This is a genomic window from Mesorhizobium sp. M0968 (assembly GCF_040319065.1).
GTDB lineage: Bacteria > Pseudomonadota > Alphaproteobacteria > Rhizobiales > Rhizobiaceae > Mesorhizobium.
The window spans coordinates 1-826 of record NZ_JAMYNL010000092.1 but is presented as its reverse complement, the minus strand read 5'-3'; the positions used below and the strand labels follow the sequence as shown (position 1 = coordinate 826).

The window sequence follows — 826 nt, the reverse complement described above, 5'->3', positions numbered from 1 at the left end:
TTGAACTCATTTGCGATTGATTTCGCCGTTTTCGGCGCCGGTCAAGAGCGGCGGTGTTTTTTGCTTTCTCATGCTGTCGCCTTCGAGGGTGACGCGATGGGCGTTGTGGATGATCCGGTCGAGAATGGCGTCGGCGATTGTCGGCTCGCCGATCATGGCGTGCCACTGGGCGGTCGGCAGTTGCGCGGTGATCAGCGTCGATTTCCGGCGGTAGCGTTCCTCGAAGATTTCCAGCAGATCGAGACGCTGCTGGTCGGTCAGGCTGTGGGTGCCCCAGTCGTCAAGGATGAGCAGTTGCACCCGAGCCAGCTTGTCTATGAGACGGGGAAAGCGGCCGTCGAGACGCGCCAGAGCGAGATCCTCGAACAGACGCGGCATGCGCAGGTAGAGCACGGAATGGTCGAGCCGGGCGGCCTGACGTCCGAAGGCGCAGGCCAGCCAGGTCTTTCCGGTGCCGGTCTGTCCGGTGATGATGAGGTTCTCGTGCGCCTTCAGCCATGCGCCTTGGGCCAGCGACAGTGTATTGCGCCGATCGAGCCCGCGATGCGCGGCGAAGTCGATGTTCTCGATGCAGGCGTCGGCAAAGCGCAGCCTGGCAACGGCGAGACGGTTGGTCAGACGCTTGTCGGCACGCATGGCGGCTTCACGATCGAGCATCAGGCCAAGCCACTCGTCGCGGCTGAGATCGTCGGCGTTGCTCTGGTCGGCCAGGTCCTGGTAGGCGGCGGCCATTCCGCCAAGGCCGAGAGCCTGCATCTGGTCGAGGGTTGGATGTGTCAGCATGGGTTAGGACCCGCCGCGGATGTTGGTGTGCGATGGCGTGGGC

The 826-nt window shown here is 63.6% G+C and carries 1 protein-coding gene; it reads right to left on the bottom strand.

What is annotated here, in order from left to right:
• Nucleotides 1-6: 6 nt before the first annotated feature.
• Entirely contained in the window at nt 7-783 is a 777-nt protein-coding gene (gene istB, locus NKH67_RS34025; RefSeq protein ID WP_353033109.1) for an IS21-like element helper ATPase IstB, read from the bottom strand.
• Nucleotides 784-826: the final 43 nt, after the last annotated feature.